This is a genomic window from Leisingera sp. JC1 (assembly GCF_001679925.1).
GTDB lineage: Bacteria > Pseudomonadota > Alphaproteobacteria > Rhodobacterales > Rhodobacteraceae > Leisingera.
Genome location: NZ_LYUZ01000093.1, coordinates 40554 through 46553, shown reverse-complemented (window position 1 = coordinate 46553; position 6000 = coordinate 40554). Strand labels below are relative to the sequence as shown.

Annotated in this window: 4 protein-coding genes and 1 pseudogene; 3 read left to right on the top strand and 2 right to left on the bottom strand. The window is 63.6% G+C overall.

The window, feature by feature from the left end; translation table 11 throughout:
* Both A9D60_RS26120 and A9D60_RS14095 read left to right on the top strand, forming a co-directional pair.
* On the top strand, nt 1–208 hold a 208-nt coding region (locus A9D60_RS26120), incomplete at its 5' end, for a transposase (protein WP_141117925.1).
* Between the two features lie 40 nt (nt 209–248).
* Nucleotides 249–524: pseudogene (locus A9D60_RS14095) on the top strand (O-antigen ligase domain-containing protein); the annotation flags it as partial.
* Nucleotides 525–989: 465 nt separating this feature from the next.
* On the opposite strand, the gene A9D60_RS14090 reads toward A9D60_RS14095, so the two are convergent.
* Nucleotides 990–3398 carry a YbcC family protein gene (locus A9D60_RS14090; protein WP_065268178.1) on the bottom strand — a complete coding sequence of 803 codons (2409 nt, stop codon included), beginning with the start codon at nt 3396–3398 and terminating at the stop codon, nt 990–992.
* A 14-nt stretch (nt 3399–3412) separates the two neighbouring features.
* Complete coding sequence (locus tag A9D60_RS14085) at nt 3413–4963, bottom strand: proton-conducting transporter transmembrane domain-containing protein (RefSeq protein WP_065268177.1); 1551 nt, start codon at nt 4961–4963, stop codon at nt 3413–3415.
* Nucleotides 4964–5074: 111 nt separating this feature from the next.
* Here A9D60_RS14085 and A9D60_RS14080 point away from each other — a divergent pair, with 111 nt between their 5' ends.
* Nucleotides 5075–5965: a LysR family transcriptional regulator gene (locus A9D60_RS14080; protein ID WP_065268176.1), complete on the top strand. Its 891-nt coding sequence runs from the start codon at nt 5075–5077 to the stop codon at nt 5963–5965.
* Nucleotides 5966–6000 lie beyond the last annotated feature (35 nt).

Sequence of the window (6000 nt, the reverse complement as noted above, 5' to 3'; positions counted from 1 at the left end):
ATGGCTGAATGAAGCGGAAGACGGGCTGCTCGGTGCCTTTGCCCGCGGGCTGCGGCGCGATCAGGCAGCCGTCGCCGCGGCGCTTCGGGAACCATGGTCGAACGGGCAGACTGAAGGGCAGATTAACCGCCTCAAGACGCTCAAACGCCAGATGTATGGAAGGGCGAACATCGACCTGCTCAAAGCGCGGCTCGTTCAAGCGCTCTGATCTGAGGGAGGCCGAAGTTGCACCAAAACTGAGTCAGAGCCTTGAATACATGCCAATCGGCAGCCATCACACCTGGTACGGGCTGCTGTTCGTCAAAGGTGCTGCCGGTTTTGCCGCACTGCTCATTCCGCTGGTTTGGCACATCGGCTTTGTCATGGCGGATGCAGCAAAACACATGCGGGGCCGCCTGCCGCTGGGAATATTGATGACAATGGTGCTGCTCTCTTTCGGGGAGAATATTGAAATCGAAGCCTATATGCTTTGGCCAGGCCTGATCCTGCTGGGCGTGCATCTTCGCGAAGCCGGGGCGGCTTAGTCCAGTAGCGGATTCCTGCCGGAAGAAGTCGCCCGGCCCGCTGATGCCGTCGCAACTTCAGCATCGATCGCGCGTCTGCGGCGAAATACGGATTTGTCCCGCATAGTGTGATTTCGGGCTGCTGGGGAAATTGCGCTGAGGCGAACGGCTGGTTTGACGCGCTGCATAGCCGCCCATACCATTCGGCTGCTATGGGGCGGCTATGTCTTTCGTAAGCGCTAGAAGTGAGCCCAGCCTGTCTGTGGGAGTATCACCAACGGCCGGTAGAGGACCGGCCCATGAACAGAGCGAACTAATAAACGCGAGCTCATAGAGGATCGCGTTAATGTCACTTGCGAGCTCTTCGGCTTCTGTTGCCGGGGCGGCCTGGTCCAGCTTGAATTTTCAGCCTCCGCTGCTTCCTTTGCCGCAATGTCCAGACCAGTGCCGCCCGTTTGCCGTCTTTCCAAGTCCGGGAACGGCGGGTCACTCCGCAGCCATCGCGCGCGGGAGCTCGGAGCGCTCGTTGAAGCGTACCCATTTCAGGCCGGGGCGGTAGCGCCAGGCCATATTACCTTCGCCGTCCATTGCGATCAGGTGCAGCCAGCCGTTGTCAAACAGCTCGCGTACTCCGGGGTGTCGTTTCAGGATTTCCGACATTGCTTCGCGCGGGGCTTCGATGACCACGGTCAGGCGCAGCGGATCGTGCTGCAGGCTTGTGCCGTCGTGGACGGATTGCCATGGCAGCCCCGGGCGCGGCGCACCGGTGTTGCCTTCGAGGACGCCGATGCCGCCAACGACGTTGTGAAGCAGCTTGTTGCCGCCGCCAAACAGGGACGGTGCCACGGTAGAGCCGTAGTACTGGAGGCTGATCCAGCTTGCGACAACCACCGGGGCCGTCATGATCAGTTCAAGCACTCCGAACCCTTCGTCCCGCTGCCAGTCGTAATTGTGCAGGAAAGCCTGGCCGGCAAGGTCTGCGCCGCCGGTACGGTGGCGCGGCGCTGCGACAAAGGCGCGGCACCCGGCCAGACCCCATTCCGGGCGTGTCTCAGCCCAATCCCGTGCCCGGCGGGCGATCTCAGCGGCGCGGTCCGCGCGCGGCAGGCGCAATGCGCGTTCGGCACGCGCCAAGCTGCCTGCTGCGGCGAGCCATTTCTTCAGCTGCTTCAGGTCTTGCTCCGGCTTCTCTTCCGGCAGGTCCTGCTCAAACAAGACCAGCTCATCGGTTGTGGTATGGTGCAGGGCCGGCACGAAGACCGTATCGGACGGGATGCAAATCCCCTTGTCCCTCAAGCCGGCCTGCACCCGGGGATCGTTCAGAAGACCGGCCAGCAGGCGGGCATTCACATCGCCGGCGTAACCGCCGCAGGCACCGCAATGCAGCGCGCTTTCGTGCGGATTGTTGGTCACCCGGGCGCCGTGGCCTGCCAGCAGCACGATCCGCGCGAAATTCTCCGTCAGCGACATGGCCGACAGCACCGACTTGGCCATGCCCACGCGGGCCGTCAGATCGATTGCCGGGCCCAGCACCGGTGCGGGATCGGCGGCCGGGTGGCTGGTCAGGCCCAGTGCATCCCGGAGCAGCTTGCCCACATAGATCGGGCCTGCAGCCTCCACAAAGGCAAAGGACGAAACAGCGGCGAGCTTGAACCGGCCCCAGGCGCGTTTGGCCCGTGCCGAGTAACGGCGGTTGAGGTCGGCTTGCTCGGGTTCGCCTGCCTTAGAGGCCAGGCCGGGCTGCAGCAGCACCGGGTTGCGCATTTCGTTTACATCCGAGCCTGCTGCCTTATGGGCGCTAGCAAGGCCGAAGAAACCCGCAAAACCGATGGTTTGGATGCTGTTGCTTTGCGCTTCCAGGGCGCGGCGGAAAACTTCGGACCGCACGTCGATGCAGAAGGCTGCCTGCACCTCCGGGCGCCCTTCAGTTTCCTGCGGTTTACCCTGCAGCAACCTGGCCTCCAGGGCGCGTTGACCGGCCCGTTCTGCGGCGTCCTGCAGAACGACGTCGATGACCTGATCCGGCGACGGGGTAATCGGGGCCTGATGGGCTGCAACAACCTCTGCCCAATGCGCAGAGATCTGTTCTTTGTACAATTCGAACAGGGCTTCATCAAAGACCATGCGGATGGCCAGAAGCTCCGTCACCGTACTGTCCTGCTTGCCCTCCAGTTCCGCCTGCCACAGGAGATAGCGGCTGTACTGGGCCCAGCCGCCCAGCGTCATCAGCCAGCGGTGGAATGCAGTTGCCGCGGCGCTGGAGGTCACGCCGAGGGTTTCCGACGCCCGGCCGATGGCACGCCAATGCGACCGGTTGGTGTCCGTCACGAAGGCGCAGAAACCTGTCAGGCCATGGATTTCAGGCGTCAGATCACGCGCGGCAAAGTCCCGCCAGGCACTGAAAGCGCCGCCGGTTCCGTCCTGCTGCCACAGGGCTTGCCCCTGATCGAAATGACTGGCGGCCCATATGCTGATGCGGCCTTCGACCAGTCCGGGCCAGTCGATGCCCGAAACCTCTGCTGCCAGTTCGGCCACAGTGGGAAGGGCTTTGGGTTCAGCGGTCTCATTGGCCAGGGCGGCTTTGATGTCTTGCAGGTTTGGCGCATTGAAGCGGCCTTCGACCGCAGCCAGAGCGTCCTGCAGGTCGGCTTCGGTAATGCTGCCTGCCTCCAGCTTCTGCCGCCAATACGCGCGCGGCGGTGTAATCCGGGCGCCTCCTGCGCGCTCAAGGCGCGCTGCAGTGACGGCCAGAGGCTCGCCCGTCTGGCCAAGGAACGGGTTCACCGCAACATTGGCAGAAAGCGGGAAGAGCGGCGGGATCGCTTTTGCAGCAGTGTTGGCTTCGGCAACAAGTTCCAGCAGGGCGGCGGGGTAGGACTCGAGTTTCGCAAACATCAGTGTGTTTCCTTTCAGGCAGCAGCGCGCTTGGACCATCCGTCCAGCAGCTTGTCGAAGATCGCATTGGCGTAGAGCCCGTTGGTCAGGTGGACGCGCAGCCCGGCGGCCGCCGGGTGAGAGGCCCAGAGCGGGAAGGTTGCTTGCGCCACGGCCACCAGGCCGAAACTTGCGAGGGCAAGGAGGATGAGCGCCCATTCCAGCGGGCCGGGGTTGGGGGGTGGCGGCAGGCTGCCGGCGGTCAGATGCTGGGCAATGACCTGCAGAGCAAAGTAGCTGACCGAGGCTGCCAGGGCATAGGCTGCGGTCCGTTGCATCAGTGCCCGCGGTGCCGCATCGGCAAAGCCCTGCGCCAGCAGATAGGCGACACCGAAGATCAGGATCACACCCAGGGCAATGGCCTGGACCGACTTGCCGTCGAATCCTAGAACCGCACCCACGCCGCAGTAGATCACGATTGCGATGGCAAACGCCTGCAGCACGTTGCGCGCGCTTGGCACCGCTACCGGACCGGGACGGCGGATCGCGGCGACATTGCGCACCGCTTCGCCAGAGCTGAGGAAAGCATGTGCCTTATAAAGCGAGTGCGCCACGATGTGCAGCAGGGCAAGCGGGAACAGTGCCAGGCCGCATTGCATGATCATGAAGGCCATCTGCGCGATGGTCGACCAGGCCAGCGATGTCTTGACTGCAGGCTGAGTCAGCATCACCAGGCCTCCGAACAGCGCCGTGAACCCGCCGAGCATGACCAGCAGCGCCATCACACCCGGCGCCAGCAGCATCACGTCGGCAAAGCGGACCAGCAGGAACCCGCCCGCGTTGATCACACCTGCATGCAGCAGGGCGGACACAGGAGTGGGCGCTTCCATCACCTCGGTCAGCCAGCCGTGCAGCGGGAACTGCGCCGAGGCCAGCACCGCCGCCGCGGCGATCAGCAGGGCGGCTGCAGCCGTCAGCCAGCCTGCTCCGGCCGCGGACAGGATCGTTTCGATGTCCGTCGTACCGGTTGCGGCGATCAGCAGAACACCTGCACCGGCCAGGGCGCCCTCGCTCAGCCGTGCCACAACGGCCTTCTTGCGGGCGGCCCGCCGGGCTGTCGCGCGTTCGGGGTAGAACAGAAGCAGCTGGTTCAGCGCCAGGCTGGTCAATGTCCAAGCCGCAATGAGCTGAACAAGGTTGCCGGACATCACCAGCAGCAGTACGGCGGCCAGTGCGGTGCTCACCCATCCCGTGAAGGCGCCCTGCCGGTCTTCGCCGTCCAGGTAGGTCTTGGAAAAGCGCAGAACGATCCAGCCGATGAAGCTGACCAGAACCAGCATCACCGCGCTCACCGCGTCCAGCCGTACCGATAGCCCGGCCCCGAAAAGCCCGATCAATACCGAAGTGCCGGAGCCATTCAAAATCAGCAGCGCGGCAGCCGCCGCCGCGAAGGCAAAGGCGGTAAAGGCAGCGGCCTCGGCCAGCTCAGGCACCCGCCCCGGGCGTTTGCCGGGATGGCGCAACGCATAGAAAGCCGCCGCCAGCAGGGCCAGCGGGCTAAGGAGGGGTAAAAGAAGATAGGTCATGATCGGAACCCTTCAGTTTTCTCAGTCAGAGACATTTGGAAATGCATAAGACAGAGCTTCACTTTGTAAAAATTCATTGTTTTGGAGAATTCGTTCTAATAAATGGAATGAATGCCATTGAACTATCATCACCTCCGGTACTTCTGGGCAGTTGCGCACGACGGCAACCTGACCCGCACGGCGCAGCGGCTGAACCTGTCGCAGTCGGCGCTATCGGTTCAGATCAAGCAATTGGAGGAACGCCTGGGCCACGACCTGTTCGAACGCCGCGGACGGCAGCTTCATCTGACTGAGGCCGGGCGTATCGCGCTGGGCCACGCGGATGCGATTTTCTCGGCCGGGCAGGAGCTTGTCGCCACTCTGTCGGGGACGGTCCAAAGCCGGAAAGCCCTGCGCGTCGGCGCGCTCGCAACCCTGTCCCGCAATTTTCAGATCGGGTTTCTGAGGCCGATCCTGTCCCGCAGCGATGTTGAGGTTGTCCTGCGCTCAGGCAGCCCGGCGGAATTGCTCGAAGGCCTGGGGACGCTCAACGTTGACCTGGTTCTGATGAACCGGCCGCCGCCTGATGACAGCCTGACCCCCTATGAGACGCACAAGATCGGCGAGCAGGACGTCAGCATTGTCGGCAGCCCTGCGCGGCTGGAGCCGGACCGCCCTCTGAGGGAACTTCTCCTTGAGCAGCCCTTCATCCTGCCCACCGCCGGCAGCAGCGTGCGTACGGCTTTTGATGCCCTGGCCAGCCGGTTGTCGGTCCGCCCGCAAATCGCCGCCGAGGTGGATGACATGGCCATGATGCGGCTTCTGGCGCGGGAAGATATCGGGCTGGCTCTCGTTGCGCCCATTGTTGTGACGGACGAGTTGAACTCCGGCAGGCTCAGGGAAGCCAGCGAGCATCCCCGGATTCAGGAAACCTTCTATGCGGTCACGCTCCGCCGCCGGTTCCCGAACCCTCTGGTCCAGGAGCTGCTCGAACGGCATGCCGCGTCGGCGTTCCTGTCCTGACGCCTGCCCTGAAACGCGTCCCGGCGCTGGAAGCA